Annotated in this window: 25 protein-coding genes; 8 read left to right on the forward strand and 17 right to left on the reverse strand. The window is 68.4% G+C overall.

The features are described from left to right. Positions 1 to 39: 39 nt before the first annotated feature. Complete coding sequence (locus FGL91_RS04395; protein ID WP_153243184.1) at positions 40 to 1,566, forward strand: beta strand repeat-containing protein; 1,527 nt, start codon at positions 40 to 42, stop codon at positions 1,564 to 1,566. Between the two features lie 644 nt (positions 1,567 to 2,210). Here FGL91_RS04395 and FGL91_RS04400 read toward each other — a convergent pair. From FGL91_RS04400 to FGL91_RS04450, 12 genes are all read right to left on the reverse strand, one after another. Then, positions 2,211 to 2,654, reverse strand: coding sequence for a hypothetical protein (locus FGL91_RS04400; protein WP_153243185.1), 444 nt, complete (start codon positions 2,652 to 2,654; stop codon positions 2,211 to 2,213). Between the two features lie 309 nt (positions 2,655 to 2,963). Next, positions 2,964 to 3,416, reverse strand: coding sequence for a 50S ribosomal protein L9 (rplI, locus tag FGL91_RS04405; RefSeq protein ID WP_047523968.1), 453 nt, complete (start codon positions 3,414 to 3,416; stop codon positions 2,964 to 2,966). 11 nt (positions 3,417 to 3,427) lie between these two features. Further along, positions 3,428 to 3,682, reverse strand: a complete 255-nt coding sequence (rpsR, locus tag FGL91_RS04410) for a 30S ribosomal protein S18 (RefSeq protein WP_017203799.1) — start codon at positions 3,680 to 3,682, stop codon at positions 3,428 to 3,430. A 56-nt stretch (positions 3,683 to 3,738) separates the two neighbouring features. Then, positions 3,739 to 4,251: a single-stranded DNA-binding protein gene (locus FGL91_RS04415; protein WP_045262453.1), complete on the reverse strand. Its 513-nt coding sequence runs from the start codon at positions 4,249 to 4,251 to the stop codon at positions 3,739 to 3,741. Positions 4,252 to 4,256: 5 nt separating this feature from the next. Then, a complete protein-coding gene (rpsF, locus tag FGL91_RS04420; RefSeq protein ID WP_047523969.1) occupies positions 4,257 to 4,625 on the reverse strand; it encodes a 30S ribosomal protein S6 in 369 nt (122 codons plus the stop codon). A 631-nt stretch (positions 4,626 to 5,256) separates the two neighbouring features. Next, positions 5,257 to 5,544, reverse strand: a complete 288-nt coding sequence (locus tag FGL91_RS04425; RefSeq protein ID WP_131491703.1) for a hypothetical protein — start codon at positions 5,542 to 5,544, stop codon at positions 5,257 to 5,259. A gap of 108 nt (positions 5,545 to 5,652) precedes the next feature. Beyond that, positions 5,653 to 6,492, reverse strand: a complete 840-nt coding sequence (locus FGL91_RS04430) for an ABC transporter ATP-binding protein (RefSeq protein ID WP_047523970.1) — start codon at positions 6,490 to 6,492, stop codon at positions 5,653 to 5,655. Beyond that, positions 6,485 to 7,303 (reverse strand): ABC transporter ATP-binding protein, encoded by an 819-nt coding sequence (locus FGL91_RS04435; RefSeq protein WP_153243186.1) that lies wholly within the window; start codon positions 7,301 to 7,303, stop codon positions 6,485 to 6,487. Before FGL91_RS04435 ends, FGL91_RS04430 begins: the two co-directional genes overlap by 8 nt. After that, the gene (locus FGL91_RS04440) at positions 7,300 to 8,211 is read right to left on the reverse strand and encodes an ABC transporter permease (protein ID WP_131491701.1); all 912 of its coding nucleotides are present in this window, start codon (positions 8,209 to 8,211) and stop codon (positions 7,300 to 7,302) included. Before FGL91_RS04440 ends, FGL91_RS04435 begins: the two co-directional genes overlap by 4 nt. Then, positions 8,208 to 9,269 (reverse strand): ABC transporter permease, encoded by a 1,062-nt coding sequence (locus FGL91_RS04445; protein ID WP_153243187.1) that lies wholly within the window; start codon positions 9,267 to 9,269, stop codon positions 8,208 to 8,210. The genes FGL91_RS04440 and FGL91_RS04445 overlap by 4 nt, the downstream gene beginning before the upstream one ends. Positions 9,270 to 9,280: 11 nt before the next feature. Further along, entirely contained in the window at positions 9,281 to 9,412 is a 132-nt protein-coding gene (locus FGL91_RS19225; protein WP_265491399.1) for a hypothetical protein, read from the reverse strand. A 125-nt stretch (positions 9,413 to 9,537) separates the two neighbouring features. After that, entirely contained in the window at positions 9,538 to 10,866 is a 1,329-nt protein-coding gene (locus tag FGL91_RS04450) for an ABC transporter substrate-binding protein (protein WP_227991875.1), read from the reverse strand. Between the two features lie 45 nt (positions 10,867 to 10,911). Here FGL91_RS04450 and FGL91_RS04455 point away from each other — a divergent pair, with 45 nt between their 5' ends. Further along, positions 10,912 to 11,604, forward strand: coding sequence for an Lrp/AsnC family transcriptional regulator (locus FGL91_RS04455; RefSeq protein ID WP_227991881.1), 693 nt, complete (start codon positions 10,912 to 10,914; stop codon positions 11,602 to 11,604). Positions 11,605 to 11,617: 13 nt separating this feature from the next. On the opposite strand, the gene FGL91_RS04460 is transcribed toward FGL91_RS04455, so the two are convergent. Then, positions 11,618 to 11,974: a hypothetical protein gene (locus FGL91_RS04460; RefSeq protein WP_226533924.1), complete on the reverse strand. Its 357-nt coding sequence runs from the start codon at positions 11,972 to 11,974 to the stop codon at positions 11,618 to 11,620. Between the two features lie 77 nt (positions 11,975 to 12,051). On the opposite strand from FGL91_RS04460, the gene FGL91_RS04465 reads away from it, so the two are divergent. Together FGL91_RS04465 and FGL91_RS04470 are read left to right on the forward strand one after the other, a co-directional pair. Next, entirely contained in the window at positions 12,052 to 13,020 is a 969-nt protein-coding gene (locus FGL91_RS04465; RefSeq protein WP_153243188.1) for a hypothetical protein, read from the forward strand. Beyond that, positions 13,017 to 14,120 carry a hypothetical protein gene (locus FGL91_RS04470; RefSeq protein WP_153243189.1) on the forward strand — a complete coding sequence of 368 codons (1,104 nt, stop codon included), beginning with the start codon at positions 13,017 to 13,019 and terminating at the stop codon, positions 14,118 to 14,120. The genes FGL91_RS04465 and FGL91_RS04470 overlap by 4 nt, the downstream gene beginning before the upstream one ends. 221 nt (positions 14,121 to 14,341) lie before the next feature. On the opposite strand, the gene FGL91_RS04475 is transcribed toward FGL91_RS04470, so the two are convergent. Then, positions 14,342 to 14,956: a TetR/AcrR family transcriptional regulator gene (locus tag FGL91_RS04475; RefSeq protein ID WP_153243190.1), complete on the reverse strand. Its 615-nt coding sequence runs from the start codon at positions 14,954 to 14,956 to the stop codon at positions 14,342 to 14,344. A gap of 75 nt (positions 14,957 to 15,031) precedes the next feature. Between FGL91_RS04475 and FGL91_RS04480 the strand changes: the two genes are divergently transcribed. Next, a complete protein-coding gene (locus FGL91_RS04480) occupies positions 15,032 to 15,412 on the forward strand; it encodes a DUF1761 domain-containing protein (RefSeq protein WP_131491696.1) in 381 nt (126 codons plus the stop codon). A gap of 18 nt (positions 15,413 to 15,430) precedes the next feature. Continuing rightward, positions 15,431 to 15,715, forward strand: a complete 285-nt coding sequence (locus FGL91_RS04485; RefSeq protein WP_153243191.1) for a DUF1905 domain-containing protein — start codon at positions 15,431 to 15,433, stop codon at positions 15,713 to 15,715. A gap of 23 nt (positions 15,716 to 15,738) precedes the next feature. On the opposite strand, the gene FGL91_RS04490 is transcribed toward FGL91_RS04485, so the two are convergent. Continuing rightward, a complete protein-coding gene (locus tag FGL91_RS04490) occupies positions 15,739 to 17,052 on the reverse strand; it encodes a glycosyltransferase (RefSeq protein WP_153243192.1) in 1,314 nt (437 codons plus the stop codon). Between the two features lie 64 nt (positions 17,053 to 17,116). Between FGL91_RS04490 and FGL91_RS04495 the strand changes: the two genes are divergently transcribed. Next, the gene (locus FGL91_RS04495) at positions 17,117 to 17,758 is read left to right on the forward strand and encodes a TetR/AcrR family transcriptional regulator (protein WP_131491693.1); all 642 of its coding nucleotides are present in this window, start codon (positions 17,117 to 17,119) and stop codon (positions 17,756 to 17,758) included. Positions 17,759 to 17,882: 124 nt separating this feature from the next. After that, the gene (locus tag FGL91_RS04500) at positions 17,883 to 18,383 is read left to right on the forward strand and encodes a GNAT family N-acetyltransferase (protein WP_131491692.1); all 501 of its coding nucleotides are present in this window, start codon (positions 17,883 to 17,885) and stop codon (positions 18,381 to 18,383) included. Positions 18,384 to 18,468: 85 nt separating this feature from the next. Here FGL91_RS04500 and FGL91_RS04505 read toward each other — a convergent pair whose 3' ends face one another. Then, positions 18,469 to 19,215 (reverse strand): 3-hydroxybutyrate dehydrogenase, encoded by a 747-nt coding sequence (locus FGL91_RS04505; RefSeq protein ID WP_131491691.1) that lies wholly within the window; start codon positions 19,213 to 19,215, stop codon positions 18,469 to 18,471. 18 nt (positions 19,216 to 19,233) lie between these two features. Next, positions 19,234 to 20,595: an MFS transporter gene (locus FGL91_RS04510; RefSeq protein WP_131491690.1), complete on the reverse strand. Its 1,362-nt coding sequence runs from the start codon at positions 20,593 to 20,595 to the stop codon at positions 19,234 to 19,236. Between the last annotated feature and the right edge of the window lie 62 nt (positions 20,596 to 20,657).

Raw genomic sequence — 20,657 nt, forward strand, 5'->3', positions numbered from 1 at the left:
ACCCATCAGACGATCCCATCATCAGTCAGGAGAACGATCATGCGCACGTACATCAAGCGGGCCCTCTGGGGCACGCTCATCGCCGGGGGCATCACGCTCCTCGGTGCGACGGCCGCCAATGCGGCCGAGACGACCGGAGAGGACGGGTTGCTCTCGGGCACCCAGGCGGAGACAGCGATCACCGCCCCGATCACGGTCGTCGGCAACGCGATCTCGGTGCTGGGCGACACTGTCGTCTCCGCACCGGCACCCGCGCCCGCACCGGCACCCGCCCCTGCACCGGCACCCGCACCCGCACCGGCACCCGTCACCAGCGGGTCGGACGGCACGGCATCCGGCACCCAGGCCGTGGTGACCGTGAACCTTCCCGTCACCGTGTCGAACAACGCGGTGAGTCTGGTCGACGACAGCGCCTCGACCAGCGCCCCGGCCGCGGCTCCCCAGACCCCGGCTCCCCAGTCCGGGACACCGGCCGAGGCGCCTCTCGTGACCACGAACGGCGTGGACGGCGTGCTCTCGGGCACGCAGGCGCTCCTCGCGGTCAACGCACCGATCACCGTCACGGGGAACGCGATCTCCCTGCTCGGCGACAGCGCCAGCACCGGTACAGGCACGCAGGGAGCCGCAGCACCGGCACCCGCCACCCCCGCCGACGCAGCCACCTCCGGCGAGGACGGCATCGGCAGCGGCACACAGGTCGTCGCCCCCGTCACGGCACCGATCACGGTGTCGGGGAACGCGATCTCCCTCCTCGGCGACAGCGCCAGCACCGGTACAGGCACGCAGGGAGCCGCAGCACCGGCACCCGCCACCCCCACCGACGCAGCCACCTCCGGCGAGGACGGCATCGGCAGCGGCACACAGGTCACCGCCCCCGTCACGGCACCGATCACGGTGTCGGGGAACGCGATCTCCCTCCTCGGCGACAGCGCCAGCACCGGCACGGGCACGCAGGGAGCCGCAGCACCGGTCACTCCGGCCACCGGCGGGAACACCACCAGTGGTTCCGACGGCATCCTCGGCGGCACCCAGATCACCGCACCCGTCACCGCCCCCGTGGGCGTGACCGGCAACGCGATCTCGCTGCTCGATGACGCGACCGTCACCGGCACCGGCGGGAACACCTCCGCACCGGCCACCCCGACCACCGGCGGCATCACCACCAGCGGTCTCGGCGGCCTCCTCGGCGGCACCCAACTGGCACTGCCGATCAGCCTGCCGATCACGCTCGGCGGCAACGCCATCTCGGTGCTCGGCGAGGCCACGGTGACGGACCCGGGCACGGACCCCGGTACCGACCCGGGAACCGACCCCGGCACCGACCCGGGAACGGATCCCGGCACCGACCCCGGCACGGACCCCGGAACTGACCCGGGAACCGACCCCGGAACGGACCCCGGCACTTCGACCGGTTCCGCCACCGCTTCGGGCGCGGCGTGGACCGGCCAGTCGACGGGGCTCGCGATGACGGGCGGGGGCTCACCGGCAGGACTGATCGTCCTCGCCATGATCCTGCTCGCCCTCGGAGGTGCGGTCCTTCTGCGACGTCGCGGAGCGTCGGCGTAAGGAGAGACGCCGGCGGTGCGGCTGTCCTCGGGGGAGGAGACCCCGCACCACCGGTGCGCCGACGCGTCATCACCCACCCCATTGCGACGGGTTCGTAGCCCCCAGCTCCCCGTCGCCCGACGCCGGCGCAGAATGGGCGGATGCCCCGTGGAAATCCCACCACGGGGCATCCGTCGCGCCCGCGCAAAGCATCCGAGGTCCACTTGTCGGGAGCCTGGGCAGATGCAAGGAGAAAGTAGCCTCGAACGCCGCCTCCGGACGGATTCTCCCGACAGGTGCACCGCCAACCGGCGAGGAGGCAGCGCGGGGCGACGTCAGGGGATGTCGTCGACCTCGCCGTAGGAGATGATCGCCGCGCGATACCGCTCCACGAGGTCACGCCATCCGAACCCCGAGGAGGCTTCGACGCCCGCTTCGGCGATAGCCTCTCGCAGGTGCGTCGGGGACGCGCTTGACCATGGTCACTGCTTCGGTACCGGCTCACGCGTCGCCGCCACCACGGCCGGGGTGTAGCGAGTTCGGCCGCATAAGACCGGCACTGCTGTCGTTCGATGGGCCCGCGGACCATCGACCTCGAGGCCAGTTCCACGCTCTCGCGCTGCTGAGATTCCTCGCCGCCGACGGGACGGACGCCGGCGCCTGGACTAGACGAGCAGGGCGCGCGACGGCGCGGAGTCCCCAGCGAGGACGAACGCGCTCAGCCGCCGGGAGATCTCTTCCGCCTCTGCTTCCTGCCGGTGCAGGAGCTCGTGGGTGAGACGGTCGGCCGGCTTCGGATCCGGCGACGCCTCGAACGACATGGGCAGCGCCGCGCACTGCGTGTGCCCGCACAGCAGATGCGCCAGTTGGTGGACCACGACGTGCAGCCGGTACCACCGCGGGTCGGATTCCCGGAGGAGAATCCGCGCGCGATCACCGTTCACGAGCACGAAGGGCGCGATGCTCGCCCACTCCCCCTCGCCGAGCAGCTCGACCTCGATGTCCACCCCCTGCAGGACCGACACCCGGTCCGTGATGCACTCCACACTTGCGCCGCATTCGACTTCCAGCTCCTCGAAGAGCTGAGTCACTCCGTTTCGTCCGTTCATGAGGCCCCTCCGCCCGATGAGCTCGCACCGTGATCGGCCGAGCATTGCTCCCACTAATGAGACGGGTCGAGGGCACGTCTCATTACGCCGATATATTGGCGACTTTCGTCCAGATCTCTCGCCGAACGTCTAAGCCTCGCCGACCAGGTCAGAGGACGCGCGGAGCGGATACGTGAGGGGCACTACTGAATCTCGGCGGCGCTCCCCACGCGGTCGACCTACCCCGTGTCCTCGTGCGGCCGTGCCCTCACGCCCCGGAGACGCCGAACGCCCCCTCTCCCGAAGGAGAGGGGGCGTTCGAGAACAGCGTTACTTCGCGGCGATGACCTGCAGCGTGATGACTGCAGTGACGTCTTCGTGCAGACGCACGGTCGCCTCGTGGTCGCCGGTCGACTTGATCGGCGAGGTGATGTGCACCTTGCGCTTGTCGATCGACCCCAGGCCGGCGGCTGCGACAGCATCCGCGACGTGGTCGGTCTTGACCGAGCCGAAGAGACGACCCTCCTTGCCGGCCTTGACCGTGAGGCGCACCTTGGTGCCCTCGAGAGCGTTCTTCAGCGCGACAGCGTCGTCACGATCGTGGATCGCGCGTGCCTGACGCGCGGCCTGGATCGATGCGACCTGCTTTTCGCCACCACGGGTCCACGCCGTAGCGAAACCCTGGGGGATGAGGAAGTTCCGGGCGTACCCGTTCTTGACCTCGACCACGTCACCGGCGCTACCGAGCCCGGCGACCTCATTCGTGAGAATCAGCTTTGCCATCTCGATACCCCTTACCGGCCGGCGCCAGCGTAGGGCAGGAGCGCCATTTCGCGCGCGTTCTTGATCGCCGTGGCGATCAGACGCTGCTCCTGCACCGAGACACCGGTGATACGACGGGCGCGGATCTTGCCGCGCTCCGAGACGAACTTGCGAAGGGTGGCGACATCCTTGTAATCGATGACACCGACCCGGATGGACTTCGCGGGAGCAGCGTTCTTCGCGCCCTTCCGCGGCTTGCGGCGGTCGCCGCTCGACTTTCCAGCCATTGTTTTTCCTTAGTGATGAGCGGATGCCGGCCCTGCGGACCGGATCCAGAAGTTGTTCAGAACGGAGTGTCGTCGCCGAAGCTGCCCGGAGTGCTCCAGGCATCCGCGCTGGTCGACGAGCCGGGCGTGGACCACGGCTCCTCCGACACCTGCTGCTGCGCGGGGCGAGACTGTCCGCCGCCGCCACCACCGGCACCGCCGGTCGAGGCCGCGCGCGTGACCTGAGCGGTCGCGTACCGGAGCGAGGGGCCGATCTCGTCGACCTCCAGCTCGATCGCGGTGCGCTGGTTGCCCTCGCGGTCCTGGTAGGAGCGCTGACGCAGACGGCCCTGCGCGATGACGCGCATGCCCTTCGTCAGCGAGCCCGCCACGTGCTCGGCGAACTCGCGCCACACGGATGCACGGAGGAACAGCGCATCGCCGTCCTTCCACTCATTCGCAGCGCGGTCGAAGTTCCGAGGCGTCGAAGCGATGGTGAAGTTCGCCACCGGCAGCCCGTTCTGCGTGTAGCGCAGCTCGGGGTCGGCCGTGAGGTTTCCCACCACGGTGATGACGGTTTCGCCAGCCATGGACGTCAGGCCTTCGCAGCCTTGGCGGCCTTGCGAGCAGCCTTCTCTTCGCTGCGCTTGGCCTCGGAGGCGATCATCGCCTGAGCCTCTTCAGCGCGGAGGACCTTGGTGCGCATGATCTGCTCGTTCAGCTTCAGCTGACGGTCGAGCTCCTGCGTGGCGGCGCTGGTCGCGGTGAAGTTGACGACGGCGTAGATGCCCTCGTTCTTCTTCTGGATCTCGTAAGCGAGACGGCGCTTGCCCCAGATGTCGACGTTCTCGATAGAGCCACCATCGTTGGTGATGACCTTCAGGAACTTGTCGAGCGTCGGGGCGACCTGGCGCTCGTCGATCTCGGGGGTCAGAATGACCATGAGTTCGTACTGGTGCGTCACTTACCCACCTCCTTCGGACTAGAACGGCTCTCGGGACTTTCCCGGGAGCAGGAGGGTGTGTGCACGTGTCTGCCCCAGGATTCCCGATTGGAGTCCGGAAGGCAGACAACCTGGACAGTCTAGCGGATTGCGCCCCGGGCTGCTGAACGGCGGCCGCTGTGCGAAAACGGAGAGCATCCGCGCGTGGAGCGGCGTGTCCGGGCGAGGCACGCCGCCCCGCCCGCGGTTCGTCTCCCAAGAAAAAGCTGGTCGCTGGCGCAGTTGCCTCGATGATTCTCATCGGTGGGTTCCCTGCAGCTGCGCACGCCGCCACGACTTATGCATCGGGAAGTCACTCGTGCCGCTCGGGCGAACAGGTATATGTGCGGATCACCCTCGACAGCTACGGCACCGTGATCGTGGCCGGCGGCAGCCAGCCGATCGGGCAGAAGGGGACTGACTTCTTCATCACGCTCAAGAAAGAACCGCCAGCTGGTCGGTCACTGCCCCGACCGGCATCGCCACCATCAATGACGGTTGTACGGGGATGTGAAGGCGGACACCCCCGACGCGTGACAGCGCCTCGCCACCTCGAGCAATCATGCGGGATGAGCACGATCGATTCGTGCTCATCCCGCGTGAAGATGTTCGGCTATGATTCGCCGTTGGCACGCAGCCGCGTGATTGTGCGTTCATCCTCTTCGAGCTGAGCACGCATTCCCTCGACGGCGAGCGGCGAGAAGCGCTTGACCTGCATGTCGAGGATCACCTCCGTCTGGAACTCGGTCAGGCCACACGCGGAAGCCAATCGCCGGGCAATGTCGTCCCCTGCTCTCGAAGGTGCAGAGCAGATCTCGATCACCCGTGCAGCGTTTTCCGCGGCGTAGATCATCGCGGACACCATCTGCTGTCGACCTACGAGATCTTGAAGTTCACTCATGGCGCCCTACCTTAGCCATCACATCAGACGTCCTCGGCTCGTACCTGCCGCCGTGGACGCACGCCGCCCGCGGTTCGTCTCCGTTTCGGCCGCCCCGTCCTCAAAGGATCAGTACGTGACCGGCGGTACTTCCGCCCACACGGTGCGGTCGTCGACCGAGGGCGCTGCGGGGATGCGTCCGGCCCCATCCGGTTCCGGGATCGCCGCCAGCAGCGCCTGCGTGTAGGGATGCTGCGGTGCGGCCCACAGTGGCGCCGTCGGCCCCGATTCCAGCACGCGACCACCGAACATCACGTGGGTCCGGTCGGCGATGCGTCGCACCACCGCGAGGTCGTGCGAGATGAACAGCATCCCCGCTCCCGACTCCGCGACCAGGTCGCGCATGAGCCGGGCGACGCTCGTCTGCGTCGAGGCGTCGAGAGCGGAGATCGGCTCGTCGGCCACGAGGAGCGACGGCCGCGCAGCCAACGCCCGCGCGATCGCGAGGCGCTGCTTCTGCCCGCCCGAGAACTGGTGGGGGAAGCGCGTGCTGACCTCGGTCGGCAGCCCCACGCGGTCGAGCCATTCATCGACCGTCGATCCGGCCTCGCCGCGGGCCCGTGCCGTCGCGATGCCGTCCGCGATCTGGTCGCCCACACGCCGTCGGGGGTTCAGCGACGTGGACGGGTCCTGGAACACCATCTGGATACCGGTCATCGCGGTCGGTCGACGACGGATGCCGAGCGGTGCGACGGGCACATCGCGGAAACGGACGGCACCGCCCGCGATCTTCTCGATGCCGACGACGGCGCGGGCGAGGCTCGACTTCCCGCTTCCGGACTCGCCGACGAGAGCCACGGTCTCCCCCGCGGCCACGCTGATCGACACGCCGTTCACGGCGACGACGGGCGGATTTCCCGGGTAGCGCACGACCACGTCCTGCGCGTCGAGGACGGCGACCTCACTCATCTGCGGACTCCTGTTCCGGTGCCTCGTCGACCCGCGAGCCCGGCAGGGCCGCGAGCAGCATGCGCGTGTAGTCGTGCTGAGGATCGAGGAAGAGCGTCTCCCGGTCGGCGAGCTCGACGATCCGCCCGTCCTTCATGACGGCCACCCTGTCGGCGATCGCGCTCATCACGCCCAGGTCATGCGTCACGAGCAGCACCGCGAGGTTCCGCTCGACCGCGAGGTCGCGCAGCAGCTTCAGGATGCCGGCCTGCACCGTGACGTCGAGGGCCGTCGTGGGCTCGTCGGCCAGCAGCACCTCGGGGTCGCACGCGAGGGCGCACGCGATCGCGATGCGCTGGCGCTGTCCGCCGGAGAACTGATGCGGATAGCGTTTCAGCGCCTCGGCGGGATTCGGCACCTGCACGGTCTCGAGCAGCTCCACCGCCCGCGCCCGTGCGGCGGCGCCCGTGAGCCCGAGGTGCACGCGCATGTGATCGGTGAGCTGACGGCCGACCGGAAGCTGCGGGTGCAGCGAGGCGGACGGATCCTGGAACACCATGGCGATCCGCTTGCCCCGCACGCGGTTGAGCGCGCGGCGACGCAGGCCGACGAGTTCCTCGTCCCCGAGCAGGATCGATCCCCCGGTGCGCGCCTGCCGCGGCAGCAGCCCCAGCACGGCGAGCGAGGTGAGGGTCTTGCCGGATCCGGATTCCCCCGCGAGCCCCTGGACACGACCCGCCTCGAGTTCGAGCGAGACGCCCTTCACCAGCGGACGGCCGATGTCGATCGTGAGGTCGCGGATGCGCAGGACCGTGGCTCCCTGGGCGCTCATGCCGTCGCCCCCGTCGCCGATGCCGCGTGCTCGTCGGCCTTCTCGTGCGTGATCTCCGCGGTCGGGTCGAGCACGTCGCGCATCGCGTCACCGAGGAAGTTGAACGCCAGCACGACCGTGAGGATCGCGAGGCCGGGGAACACCCCGAGCCACCAGGCGTCGAAGTTCTGCATCGCTGCGGAGATCATCGACCCCCACTCCGCCGTCGGCGGCTGTGCACCGAGACCGAGGAAGGAGAGTCCGGAGAGGAGGAGGATGGCCGCGCCGATGTCGAGCGTGGCGAGGACCAGGATCGGGCCGGCGATGTTCGGCAGGATGTCGACGACCAGCGTGCGCACCGGCGAGTGTCCGAGGAGCCGGCCCGCGATCACGTAGTTCTGCCCGCGCAGCCCCAGCACGATGCTCCGTGTGACACGCGAGTACTGCGGCCAGGACACGACGATGGCGGCGATCACCGCGTTGAAGAGGGAAGGTCCGAGCGAAGCCGCGACCACCATGGCCAGGATCACGGTCGGGAACGCCATGAACAGATCGGTGATGCGCATCAGGGTCTCGTCGACCCAGCCGCCGAAGTACCCGGCGACGGCGCCGATGACCGTGCCGATGATCATGGCGGCGATCACGAGCATGAGCGCGAGCGGAAGGCTCACCGTCGCGCCCGTCATCAGCCGGGAGAAGATGTCGCGGCCGTTGCCGTCGGTGCCGAGGAGCGTGTCGATCCCCGGTGCCTGCAGACGGGGCAGCACCTGCGCGTTCGGCGGATACGGCACCCACCACTGGGCGGTGAAGGCCACGATGACCCAGGCGCCCGCGATGACGGTGCCGATGATGCCGAGCGGGGTGCGCCAGGCTCGGGGCCAGCGGAAGCGGAAGCGACCGGCCGGGGTGGCGGCGGCGATGCGGCTCATGCGATCCTCACTCTCGGGTCGAGCACGCCGTAGAGGATGTCGACGATGAAGTTGATGAGGAGGTAGATGATGCCGACCACGAGACCGACCCCCATGATGCCGGGCAGATCGAGGTTCGCTGCCGAGTTGTACGCGTAGGTACCCAGTCCGGGCCAGGCGAACACGGACTCGACGAGCACCGTGCCCGAGAGCAGGGCTCCGAACGCGACACCCACGACCGTGAGGATCGGCAGCGAGGCGCCCCGCAGGACGTAGCCGACGATCACGCGCATGGCCGGGAGCCCCTTGGCCCGGGCGGCGCGCACGTAGTCGCTCCCCAGGACCTCGAGCACCGAGGTGCGGATGAAGCGGGTCAGCAGGCCGATCGTCACGAGCGAGAGCACCATGACGGGGAGGGCGAGGTGCGCGAGGGCGTCGAAGAACCCGACCGCGTCTCCGTTCAGGAGATAGTCGACCGTGTAGAGCCCGGTCACGCGCGGCGGCGGGGTGATCGACGGCGAGATGCGCCCGGAGCCCGGAGCGATCCGCAGCTCCAGGAAGAAGACGTAGAAGCTGACCAGCGCCAGCCAGAACGTCGGCACGCTCAGGCCCACCAGCGTGACCACGCGGATGACCTGGTCGGTGACCAGTCCGCGACGGTAGGCGGCGAGGGTGCCGAGCACGATGCTCACAGCGAGACTGACGATGATCGCACCGATCGCGATCTCGATGGTCGCCGGCACCGCGGTGGCGAGGTCGCTGGTGACCGGGCGTCCGGTCACCAGCGACGTGCCGAGGTCTCCGCGGAGCAGATTCCCCATGTAGATGAAGTACTGCACGAACAGTGGCTGGTCGAGACCCTGCTCCTTGATGAACGCTTCGCGCGTCGCGGGGTTCTGCGACGCGCCCTCACCGAGCGCGGCCGAGACCGGGTCCCCCGGCACCAGGTTGGTGAGCGCGAACGTGACGATCGTCACGCCCACCAACAGGAGCAGGGAGGTGCCGGCCCGCCGCAGCAGGTATCCGACCAGAGGCGATCGACGCCGCTGCGCCTGCCTCTGCACCGCCACTGTCGTCATGAGGTGTCCGCTCAGCCGGCCGGCGTGATCTCGGCGATGTCCATCTCCCACACGGAGTTGTACACGGCGCCCTTCACGCTGTCGGCGGAGGAGATGTTGCGACCGGGGACGATCATCGGGACGAACGGACCCTCGGCCTGCATGGCCTCGGCGAACTCCGTGAAGGCGGCCGTGCGCTGGTCGGCGTCGGTCGCGGCAGCGGCACCGGCGGCGATCCCGGCGATCTCCGGGTTGGCCTCTGCGGCCCAGCCGGCACGCAGGCCGACCTTCAGCCCCGGACCGAACGGCAGGAAGTTCGCGGAGTCCGCGTAGTCGGGGCCCAGAACCAGAGGCCGAAGCCCTCGGTGCCGTTGACGTAGGCGTCGAGCTCGGTCGCGAACGGCGCGGGGGCGAGGTCGACCGTGATGCCGGCGTCCTTGAGCTGCGCCTGGATGCGCTCGGCGAGCGGCGTGAACTCCACGCCGCCGACCGGGTAGTCGTTCGGGAACTGCAGCTTCAGCGTCTGCCCGGTGTAGCCGGCTTCTTCGAGTGCGGCCGCGCTCTTGTCGAGGTCCTGCTCCACGCCGCTGTCGAGTGCGCCCTCGAATCCGGGCGGGATGACACCGGTCGCCTGCACGGATCCGGCGCCGGCCAGCTCCAGCAGCGCGTCGTAGTCGAGTGCGTAGCGGATGGCCTCGGCGATCTTGACGTTCGCCAGGTCACCGGCGACCGCTTCGGACTGGTTCAGCAACAGGAAGATCGTCTGGCCGGAGGGGACCGAGTCGACCGTGATGCCGTCGCCGAGACCGGCCACCTGGTCGCCGTTCAGGTCCATCGCGACCATGGAGTCGCCGCCCTTGAGGTTGGCGAGCTGGGTGGCGCTCTCCGACACGTTGCGCACGACCACGCGCTTGTAGTCCGATGCCTCGTCGCCGTTGTACTCGTCGTTCTTGGTCAGCACGACCTGCGAGCTGAGGTCGAGGGTGTCGAGCACGAAGGGCCCGGAGCCCGCGGAGGCACCGTCGAGGAACTTCTGCGCCGAGTCGGTGCCGTCGGTGGCGCCGCCGTTCTCGAGCACGACATCGGAGTTGACGATGCCCAGGGCGGGGTTCGCGAGGATCGCGGGCAGCTGCAACAGCGGGGTCTCGGAGGTGAAGCGGATCGTCTTGTCGTCGACCTCGGTGATGGTCAGGCCGCCCAGGAGGAAGTTCGGCTTGGCGTCTTCCATGCCCTGGATGCGCTGCAACGAGAAGACGACGTCCTTGGCCTCGATCGGCGTCCCGTCGGAGAAGACGCGGTCACCCTCGAGCGTGAACGTGAACTCGGTGGCCTCGTCGTTCTGCTCCCACGAGGCGAGCCCGGGAACGGGGGTCGAGACATCGGAGCCCTCGAAGTCGACGAGGGTCTCGTACAGTGCCTTCGCGATCATGTTGCCGGTCGGGTCGTAGGTGTGACCCGGGTCGGTGGTCTCGATCGAGAACGCGGTGTCGATGACGAGGGAGTCGGAGCCGGAGGAGTTGTCGCCGTTGTTGGCGGAGTTCCCTCCCGAGCATCCTGCGAGCGCGAGGAGCGCGACGGCTCCGAGCGCGATGACCGGCGTGATACGGCGTGACGACATGAGGGCCTCCAGAGGCGAGGAGTACATTCGGGTGAGTCGCCACCGATGTGGACGACCGTGGATCAGATTCGCATCATATGCGACGATGTGTCCAGCAAGAGTGGGTCACCTCGACACGCTCTGTCCAGAACCTCAACCGTGAGGAACAATATGTCCAGCAAGGATGCGGAACACTCGAAGCATTCTGGACGAAGTGCTGCCCCTTTGGACGAGACGGCATACAGAATCCTCGAAGTCCTCCGGGATAACGGTCGCGTCTCGATCGCGGCGCTCGCCGAGAAGATCGGAATATCGCGCGCGAACGCCTACACCCGGGTCGAGTCGCTGGTGCACGACGGCGTCATCACGGGATTCACGGCGCGTGTCGATCAGGCGAAGGCGGGGCTCTCGATCGGAGCGCTGGTGTTCGTCACCGTGATGCCCCAGGCCTGGGCGTCGTTCCGCGAGCGGGTACTTGAGATGCCCGACGTGGAGTGGTGCGCCATCACGACCGGCGAGCACGATGCCATGCTGCTGATCCGCGCGGTCGACGTCAGCGGCGTGCACGAATTCTCGACCGGGGTGATCGCGCAGCTTCCCGAGGTGCGAACGGTCGTCAGCGTCGTCGTGCTCGACGAGGTGATCCGCCGGCCCTATCTGCTGCCGGGAGACCTGCCCGAGCGCGACACCGAGATCCCGCTCGGGATGACGCGCTGGACACCGGCCTCACCCGGACGCGACACGTTGCCGCCGCGCTGAGGCCGGCTCGACGTCAGGCTGCGATCTCCTCGCACACGCTCAGCTGCGGGAGTCCGTGCATCTCGTAGTGCTCGACCAGACGGATGCCACCGTCGTCGGTGAGCTCGAGCTCGCTCTCGCCGTCTCCGGTCACGACCGTGCCGTCGGCCTTGAGCACGTGCACGAACGACACCCAGATCGTGTCACCGGTGCGGGTGCCCACGAACTTGCCGAACGTGACCGTGTCACCCTCGTACCCGCCCCAGATCGCGCCGTCGCGCTCGAAGTATTCGAAGATGCTCGGAGATTCCGGGTCGACCGCCGAGGTGGTGGACGAGATCATCCGGAAGCGGCGGCCGTCGAGGGAGGGGAGGGTTGCAGTCGCAGTCACACCCTCGATTATGGGGGATCCCGCCACGAGTCGTCCGTGCGAGCATCGGAGGCACTGCCCCCGGGTAGCGTGGTGGCATGGAGTGGATTTCCGATCCCTCGGCGGGGGCATGGCTGCGCGAGCGGCTCGACGCAGGTCACGAGACGATGCACGGGGTGGTCCCCCGCGGCTATGCCGCCTACGCCCGGGTGCTGCATGCCGCCATCGCCCGGACCCTGCCGGATCGCGCGGTGCCGACGGCCGAGGAACTGGTGCGGATGCCCGAGGCGGAGCATCAGGCCCTCGTCGCCCGGTTCGTGGATGAGCCCGTCACCTGGGCGCAGACGGCAGCCGCGTTCGGCACGGTCCTGCATCCGCTCGCGCAGTGGCAACGGATCGTGCGCACCCCCGCGGATGGCGACTGGGGCGTCAGGATCGCCCCCGACGGCCGCGAGTTCTCGGCCCCGATCGAGGGGGAGCTCGACCCGGATCTCGTGGCGGCCGTCGCCGAACATCTCGCCGATCACACGCAGACCCCTGACGCCGGGGTCGCAGCGCTCTGGGAGGGACGAGGCGGCCTGCTCGGGTTCGTCGGCATGTCGCCTTCTCGGACGTTCCTGACCTTCTCGGACGACCCGAACCATCAGGCGATGCTCGATCGCAGCACGAACGATCCGTTCAACAACGTCTTCCGCAAGCCCACGTGGCAGGAGGGCATCCTGTCTCGCGAGATCTCCGAGGGGCCACGCCTTCAGCTGACCGACCGGGGCCACGTGCTGTTCTCCGCCGCCCCGCGCGCCTTCGCCGACCCGGACTGGATCCTGCATGTACCCTGGCGCGATCACGCGGCCGAGGAGCACGGGTTCCTGCTGTCGGCCCAGAGTCCGAGCATGCTGTGGCCGGAAGACCGCTCGTGGGTCCTGGTGAGCGAGGTCGACTTCGATTCGACGATCGTGGCCGGCTCGTCCGCCCTGATCGACGCGATCTGCGCGGACGAACGCCTGGAGGCCCTGCCGATCCCCGAGGGTGCCGCGCTCACGTGGGATGCCGACACGGTGAACCGGTGACCCCGCCGCAGCTGAGCTTCGACCCTCGGCCGCTCACCGAGCCGGTCGACGCAGCATCGGTGCGCGCGTTCGCCGCGGAGCTCCGTTCCCGCCGCACTGCAGGCATGTCGGCGTCCACCGTCATCGGCATCGCGGTGGCGGTGATCGCCGCGGTGGTGATGATCCCGATCTTCGTGAGCGTGGTGCTGGCGCTCGCGTCCTTCGACGGCTCTCCCGCTACCGCCGCCATCCCGCTGGTGCTCATCCTGCTCCTGCTCGCGGCAGTGGGGGTCATGATCTGGCTGAGCGTGCGCAACGCCCAGGCGACGCGGTACCGACTCGATCGCTTCGCCCGGGCGAACGGCATGTCGTACGAGCCGAAGATCGTCGATCCGCCTCTTCCCGGCATGATCTTCAGTCTCGGCCGCGCGCGCCAGTCGACCGATCTGATCCGGGGCACCCGGCCACGTTTCGTCGAGTTCGGCAACTACCAGTACACGGTGCAGTCGGGGAAGAACTCGACGACCTACCGCTGGGGCTACGTCGCCGTGAAGCTCGACGTGCCGCTGCCGAACATCGTCCTCGACGCCAAGGGGAACAACGGTTTCGGGTCGAACCTGCCCGCGTCGTTCCAGAAGGCGCAACGCTTGTCGCTCGAGGGCGACTTCGACCAGCACTTCACCCTGTACTGCCCCGCCGGGTACGAGCGCGACGCCCTGTACCTGTTCACGCCCGACATCATGGCGCGGTTCATCGACAACGCCGCCCAGCTCGACGTCGAGATCGTCGACGACTGGCTGTTCCTCTACACGCAGCGGAAGGTATCGACCCTCGATCCCGCCACCTGGGCCTGGCTGTTCGGCGTGGTCGGCGCGCTGCTGACCAAGTTCGATCAGTGGGCGCGGTGGCGTGATGACCGGCTGATCGCGGAGAATCCGGGGGCCACGGCATCCGCCGCCCCGCCGAACCAGGCACTCCCCTTTGCACCACCCGCGGGCCTGCTCACACCGCCGCCGGGCGTCGCGCCGCAGGGGCGGCGTCTGAAGCGCGGCGGAACCTGGGTGCCGATCATCATCGTGATCGGGTTCATCGCGTTCTGGATCGTGAGCCGGATCATCTGACGCAGAACCGAGTGTGGGGGTGGGTGCCGGCTGGGGACCGAACTCCCACCCCATCCCCCCTCGGGATCGAAAGAAGATCGACTCTCCCTCCGCATGGCGGCTGAGCCGCCCCGCCCACGGTCAGCTGGGGACTGACGCTGCTGGGCGTATACCGAAATGGTATACCGCGAGAGGTTGCAACACGTTGCATCCATGCGTCGGAATGCGCTTTCTTCGAGGCGTCAGCGCAGCGAGCCGGTGAGGAAGAGATCGACGGCTCTCGCGACCGGTGGCGGGTCGCGCTCGACGCCCAGAAGCGCCGAGTTCAGCGGTGCCCCCACCACCAGCCAGGTGAACTCGCTCGCGAGCGCGTCGGCATCGTCGACCTGCAGCCCGTGGACGTCCGCCAGGTGCGCCAGCGCCTTCGCGAGGTCATGGATGTTCGTGTCCCAGCTCTGTGCCAGATAGTCCCGCGCCACCTCGGGCTGCGCGGCCGCCTCGGCGATCACCAGGCGGCGCATCGCGACCACGGGAGGACTCAGGATCCCCGCCCGCATGGTCTCCCCGAGGGACACGAGACCCTGCCTCAGGTCCTGGCTCGCCGTGAGCTCCTCGAGTGCGGGCGTCATGGCATCCCTGCCGGCGCGCGCCCACTGCCGAACGGCAGCGGCGTACAGCGCGGACTTGGAGGAGTGCTCCCGATAGAGCGAGGCCTTGGAGATGCGCGCCCGTTTCGCCACCTCATCCATCGAGGCTCCGGCGTAGCCGTACTCGAGGAAGACCTCGCGGGCGGTGTCGAGCAAGGCGTCCCCGGTGCGACCGGCCGGGCGTCCGGGTGCACGAGTCGTCGCAGTCATGAGTCAAGTTTAGTACTTGACAGTACCGTCGGGTCGACCTACATTGAGTACCATCAAGTACTAAAGGAGCCGGACATGATCGTCCTCGCAATCTCCCTCGCCACGGTGGCCTCGTTCATCGCCAGTGCCGTGCTCTACGCCATGCCCCCGGTGGCCGCAGTCATCTCGAGGACGAGCACTCCTCGCCCCGGCCTCCCGATGGCCGCGCAGATGGCCTCCGTCGTCCTGCGGAGCCTCATCGTCTCGTGCCTCGTGGCAGGCCTGATGCTCGCAGCCGAGTGGCACGGCGCCGGAAGCGGAGCCCTCCTGGGTCTGTCGCTGTGCGCCCTCCCCCTGGTGCTGCTGATGGGTGGCGTCGTACACGAGAACACCGCACTGCCCGCGGCTGGAATCCACCTGCTCGACTGGATCCTCAAACTCACCATCATCGGCGCGATCGTCGGATCGTTCCTCTGATCGAGAACGGAGAGAGACATGACCACCACCCCACTCGACATCACCTTCACGGCCACGCTCGGCAAGGTGCGCGAGGGAGACACCTGGACCTGCGTCCAGCTCGACGGCTCGGCGACGATCTTCGGCACCCGCGGTCTCGTCAAGGTCGTCGGCACCGTCAACGGCGAGCCCTTTCGCGGGGCGTTCATGGCTCTCGGTGACGGGACGCACAAGCTCCCCGTCTCGGCCGCCATCCGCAAGCGCATCGGCAAGACCGACGGCGATGACGTGACCGTGCACCTCACTGAGCGTCTCAACGGCTGACACCGTCCGCGTCGGCGCGCCCCTCACCGTCGCACGTCTCGACGCGACTGCCCCCTCCCCGCCGAGACTTCGGCCAGGACGCGATCGAGCGCGCGTCCTGCATCGGCATCGCGCATGGCGGCGCCGATGCGTTCCGCGTTCGCACGGAAAGCGGGCTCCGACAGGACACGCTCCACGGCACGGGAGACCTGAACCGGCGTCGCGTTGGTCGTGCGCAGGTTCACCCCGGCACCCGACCACCCGACGCGCGCCGACACCTCGACCTTGTCTTCGGTCTGGCCCGCGACCACGAGCGGGATCCCGTGCGCGAGCGCCTGCTGGACACCGCCGTAGCCACCGTTGGTGACCAGCACGTCGACCAGCGGGAGCAGGCGGTCGTAGGGCAGATACTCCGCCACGCGCACGTTGTCCGGCAGCGTGATCCCCAGGGCGTCGACCGGTCGTCCGCCCGTGGTCACCACCACGAGGACATCGGAGCCCGCGAGCGCCGTGACCGTCGGGAGGACGAGCTGCCCGAAGTCGGAGTTGGCGATCGTGCCCTGGGTGACATGCACCACGGGACGGGATCCGTCGAGATCGGGCCACCACTCCGGCACGCCTGCCGTCGACGTCACGGCCGGCAACGGTCCCGCGAAGTGCACGGTCGCGGGCAGGTCGGTGCGCGGGTACTCGAACTCGGGCACGGTGAACTGCACGTAGGCGTCTGCGCGGCCGGCCCAGTCGAGCACGAAACCGCCGAGCTCACGGCCGACCGTGCGGCGCGCCATCTCGTCGGCCTCCTTCTGCACGCCCCCGAAGATCGCTCTCTCGGCGATCACACGCAGGGCGGCGTTGCGGAGGCGACCGAACGGCCCCGGGATGGGCGCGGCCCCGAGGCCGAACGGCGCCGTGTCCCTGCTGCGCACTCCGAGCGGGAAGATGCCGAGGACGACGACCGGCGGCCGTTCGTGGACGGGCATCAGCTGCAGGAGAGCACCCCCGACGAAGAGCGGCTCCGTGAGGACGGCATCGACCGGGTGGGCGTCGAGCTCGGCCTGGACGGCAGCGAGCTGCGCCGCGCCAGGACGCACGAAGAGAGTGCTCATGTCGAACCGCAGCGCGGCGGGGCCGGTGAGTCCCGCACGCTCCGGGAACGACCCGTCGGCGTCGTCGAGGTCGACGTCCGCCTCGGCAGGCAGAGCGAGGAAGCGTGCGCCTGCATCGGCCACCCGCTCGGCGTAGCGGCTGCTCGTGAGGAAGCTCACCTCGTGGCCGCGGGAGAGGAGGTGGCGCGCGACCTGCAACAGCGACAGGACATGACCGTGAGCCGGTGTGCAGGTGAGGAGGTAGCTGGACATGCCGAGCCCTTTCGCTAAGATTGAATGTACCGTCGTAGTATTCATAACACCGACAGGAAAGTCAATGGTTGAGATCGCTCCCCGCGCCTATCGATCCGAGTTGCGTGCACGCCAGGCGCTGGAGACCCGCGAGCGCATCGTCTCCGCATCCGCCCGCCTGTTCGCCACGCAGGGCTACCAGGCGACCACGATCGCCGCGATCGCACGCGAGGCAGGGGTCTCGGCCGAGACCGTGAAGACGACGGCATCGAAAGCCGAGCTGCTCATCGCCGCTTTCGAGGTCACCTTCTCCGGCTCGGAAGGAGCGGAGACGCTCGCCGACACCGAAGTCGCGAACGGACTCTTGGACCTGCCGGACGACGTCTTCCTCGATACCGTGCTGACGCAGATCACGACCGCGAACGCGCGCGGACACGGCTTGTGGACGGTGCTGCTGGGGGCTGCGCTGTCGGATCCCGTCGTCGACGAAGCGCTCCGCCGGATCCTCGAGCACCGCAGCGCGGACTACCGGGGGCTGGTTTCGGAACTGCGCCGCCGCGACCTCGCCTCACCGGACATCGACGACTCCGCAGTCGCCGATGCCCTGTCGTTCCTGCTCTCCCCCGAAAGCTACCAGCAGCTGGTCACGCAGTCGGGGTGGACGAGTGAGCGCTACGCCGAGTGGCTCCGCCGCGCGGTGCACGCCGAGATCGCCGCCAGGAGCTGACCAGCCGCCGTCCATCGTGTAGAGGTTCCCTCGAGGACCCACCCCCTTCTTCGAGGAGGAAGCTCGATCGTCGTACGCTGCTATACATGTTGCGAAGAGGGTTGTCAGCGTGTCAGAAAGATCGATGAATCTGCAAGCCGACGCCCGTGGACCGATCATCCGTCCGCGTGTTTCGAGTGACATGGCCGAATGCGCCGAGGTCCTCCGCGCAGTTCACCTGCGGGATTCGTACCCGGTCAACTGGCCCGCGGATGCCGAGAGCTGGCTCGCGGAAGTTGAGTCCGCGTGGGTTGCGGAGATCGACGGTCGGGTGGTTGGGCACGTCGCCGCGACGATATCGGACGACGACGCGAGGGTGGTGACCGTCGAACGGCTCTTTGTCGCACCTTCGGTCAATGGCCGCGGGATCGGAGCGCTATTGCTTGATGTGGCCACGGCCCATGGTGATGCGGAACTGGCGCTCCTCGCAGTGGCGGATAACGGCCACCACGCCCAACGCCTCTACCGCGAACGCGGCTGGTCTCTTCGCTCGCGCACACCGATCACCTGGGGCGGCTCGGACGCATCGAGTCTGCTCTGGTATGAGCTTCGCCGGAACGTCCGCGAGGATCCTGGCTCCGGTTGATTCCTGATCCAGGTGAGCCAACCGGTCGCAGCCCTCGCTCGACCACCGCGTGAGCGGTCGCACGCAGGGTTGGTCGTCTCGTACCTCACCGCGCCGACCAGCCACCGTCCATCGTGTAGCTCGCGCCCGTCACCATGCCCGCGGTATCGCCGGCGAGCCAGAGTGCGAGTGACGCGACCTCATGCGGTTCGACGAGCCGCTTGATCGCCGACTCGGTGAGCATCACGGTCTCGAGCACCTCACTCTCCGGGATGCCGTGCACCCGGGCCTGGTCGGCGATCTGCTTCTCGACGAGCGGCGTGCGCACGTAGCCGGGATCGATGCAGTTGCTCGTCACCCCGCGGGTGCCGCCTTCCAGCGCCGTCACCTTCGACAGGCCCTCCAGGCCGTGCTTCGCCGCGACATAGGCCGACTTGTAGGCGGAAGCGCGCACGCCGTGCACGCTCGACACGTTGATCACCCGCCCGAACCCCCGCTCGTACATCCCGGGCAGAGCGGCCCGGATGAGGAGGAACGGCGCTTCGAGCATGAGGCGCAGGATGAACGAGAACCGCTCCGGCGCGAAGTCCTCGATCGGGCTCACGTGCTGGACGCCGGCGTTGTTGACGAGGATGTCGACGTCGAGGTGCGCGTCGGCCAGCGCTGCGACATCCGACAGATCGATGTGCCACGCCTCTCCCCCGATCTCCGCGGCGAGCGCCTCCGCCGCCGTGCGATCGATATCGGCCACGATGACCCGCGCGCCCGCCGTGGCGAAGGCTCGGGCGCACGCCGCGCCGATCCCGCTCGCGCCGCCGGTGACGAGAGCCCTGCGTCCGTGCAGATCGGTCATGTCGTGCTCCTCCGTGGTTCAGGCCGCGGCGGTGCGCGCCGCGTCCGCGTCGTCGATCGACTGCAGCGAGATGCCCTTGGTCTCCCGCAACGACAGCACGGCGACGGCGGTGACGACGCACGCGATGACGATGTAGATCGCGATCGGCAGCCAGGAGCCGAAGTCGCGCAGCCACTGGATCGCGAGGATCGGTGCGAGCGATCCGGCGAGGATCGCCGTGACCTGGGATCCGAGCGAGACGCCGGAATAGCGCATGCGGGTCGGGAAGAGCTCGGCCATCACCGCGGGTTGCGGCGCGTACATGAACGCGTGGAAGCAGAGCCCGACCGTCACCGCGAGCACGATCAGCACCGGGTTGAGGGTGTCGAACAGCGGGAAGGCGAAGAACGCCCAGGTCGCGCTGAGGATCGCACCGGTCAGGTATACCGGCTTGCGTCCCCAGCGATCGGCGAGACGCCCGAGCTGCGGGATGATCGCGAAATGCACCACGTGCGCGATGAGCAGAGCGAGCAGAAGCTGACTCGTGTCGTACTCGTGCACCGTCTTCAGATACACGATCGTGAAGCTCACCACGATGTAGTAGACGATGTTCTCGGCGAAGCGGAGTCCCATCGCCTGGAGGAGACCCTTCGGGTAGCGGCGCAGCACCTCGACGACGCCGTAGGACGTGGCCTTCTCCGCCTCGACCTGTGCCTTCGCTTCGAGGAAGATCGGCGCCTCCTCGACGTGACGACGGATGTAGAAGCCGACCAGGACGATCACGGCCGACAGCCAGAAGGCGATGCGCCACCCCCACTCGAGGAAGGCGTCGGAGGTCATCACCCAGGAGCTCACGAGGAGCACGAGCGTGGCGAGCAGATTGCCCACCGGCACGGCGGCCTGCGGCCAGCTCGACCAGAAGGAACGGGAGCGGTCGGGACTCTGCTCGGCGACGAGAAGCACCGCGCCGCCCCACTCACCGCCGACCGCGAACCCCTGGAGGAAGCGCAGCGCGACCAGTAACGCCGGGGCCCAGTAGCCGATGCTCTGGAACCCGGGCAGGCACCCCATCAGGAACGTCGCCGCGCCCACGATGATGATCGTCGCCTGCAGCGTGGGCTTGCGGCCGAACCGGTCACCGATCTGCCCGAAGACGATGCCACCGAGCGGGCGGGCGATGAAACCGACCGCGTAGGTGACGAAGGCGGCGATGATGCCGTCGAGCGGGGAGCCGGTGGCTGGGAAGAAGTAGGTGCCGAAGACCAGGCTCGCGGCCGTGGCGTAGAGGAAGAACTCGTACCACTCCACGACCGTGCCGGCCATGGAGGCCGCGACGACGCGCTTGAGCTTCGAGGTCGGGGCCGAGGGGGCGGCGGGGGCCGCGCTCACTGAGGATGTCATGTCTGTCTCCTTCGGGTGTCGCCGGTGACACCCGCGTCCCAGTGTCAGGCACCTGCGGCTTT

The sequence above is a fragment of the Microbacterium sp. CBA3102 genome (assembly GCF_007954505.1).
Taxonomy (GTDB): domain Bacteria; phylum Actinomycetota; class Actinomycetes; order Actinomycetales; family Microbacteriaceae; genus Microbacterium; species Microbacterium aurugineum.